At 44.5% G+C, this 1,552-nt stretch carries 2 protein-coding genes; both read left to right on the top strand.

Annotation, left to right across the window (positions count from 1 at the left end):
* The first annotated feature begins 115 nt into the window (after positions 1 to 115).
* Entirely contained in the window at positions 116 to 835 is a 720-nt protein-coding gene (locus tag ACS8FD_RS14165; protein ID WP_439262915.1) for an amino acid ABC transporter ATP-binding protein, read from the top strand.
* Between the two features lie 218 nt (positions 836 to 1,053).
* Positions 1,054 to 1,552: FAD-dependent oxidoreductase (locus ACS8FD_RS14160; RefSeq protein WP_439276335.1), on the top strand; the 499-nt coding region annotated here is incomplete at its 3' end.

Here is a 1,552-nt window from a genome sequence, read left to right as displayed (position 1 = left end):
AACTTTAAAATAATGTGGTTAGGAGCCAGTGATGAGTAATGCTGATATGTATACAAATGACTTTGGCGGACTGGTGACAAACAATGGTCATGCCAGTGATGAGATAGTCATTCAAATGACTGACGTCAGCAAATGGTATGGCGACTTCCAGGTTTTGAGCGACTGTACTGCCCACGTACATAGGGGTGATGTGGTAGTGGTTTGTGGCCCATCGGGCAGTGGTAAATCGACCTTGATTAAGACTGTCAATGGTCTTGAGCCTTTTCAAAAAGGTGAAATTATGGTCAATGGTATTTCAGTCGGTGCGCCAAAGACTGACCTACCTAAGCTGCGTAGTAGCGTTGGTATGGTGTTTCAGCACTTTGAGCTGTTTCCACATTTAACCATTATCGACAATCTGACCGTCGCACAAATTAAAGTATTGGGCCGTAAAGAGTCTGAGGCCAAAAAGAAAGCGATGGCATATTTGGATCGGGTGGGACTGACAGCGCAAGCGGCGAAGTATCCGGCCGAGTTGTCTGGAGGTCAACAGCAGCGGGTCGCCATTGCCCGTGCGCTTGCAATGGATCCCGTAGCGATGCTGTTCGATGAACCAACCTCCGCTCTTGACCCTGAGATGATTCAAGAAGTACTTGATGTGATGGTCGAGCTGACACGCGACGGTATGACAATGATGTGTGTGACTCATGAGATGGGCTTTGCCAGCCAGGTGGCCAATCGTATTATTTTTATGGATGAGGGCTATATCGTTGAGAATTGTAGTAAGGATGAATTCTTTGAAGGCGCGAAAAGTGAACGCGCGCAGATGTTTTTGTCAAAGATTTTGAACCATTAAAAGTTTATTTCATTTTATAATGATATCAAGCGTCTATAAATAGGCGCTTTTTTGTGTAAGTAAGTTTATATCCTCAATATTGAAATGAGTGACTACATCGTAAGCGATGCGGGAGAATAGATGAGTGCATGGCTGTTTACTGATACAATAAGAGCAATCATATCCAGCAAATTTTGTAAAACTTAACAAACATAATAGTCAACTTAATGGGAGCTTATATGAGTGCAGAACATTCATCTACATCAAAAGGTATCGTCATTGTTGGGGCAGGACTGGCGGGTTGGCATGTCATTGACGCCATTCGTGCGAAAGATAAAGACATTGCAATCACGTTGGTCACGACAGATAGTGCAGATCGTTACCACAAGCCCATGCTAACCATGGCGATTAGTCAAAACAAACGCGCGTCGGACTTAGTACGGGCTACAGGTAGTGATGCAGCTAAGAATGCAAACGTCAATTTACTTGCCAATACCCAAGTCAGTGACATCGATTCAGCCAGTCAGCAATTACATCTTATCTCTGCTACGCGCTCAGATCCGGCCAATGTGGATTACGCCACTATTGGCTATGATAAATTAGTACTAGCAATGGGCGCTCATCCTATCTTTCCGCAAAGCTTGCCAGAAGATTTGGTTTGGCACGTTAATCATATTGAACGCTTTGGTCAACTGCAAGAAAAGCTGGCAACGGGTAGTCAACATGTCGCTATCGTCG

The sequence above is a fragment of the Psychrobacter sp. 1U2 genome, from assembly GCF_051847575.1.
Note: the sequence above shows the minus strand (reverse complement) of the source record. Positions and strands in the feature narration are given on the sequence as shown.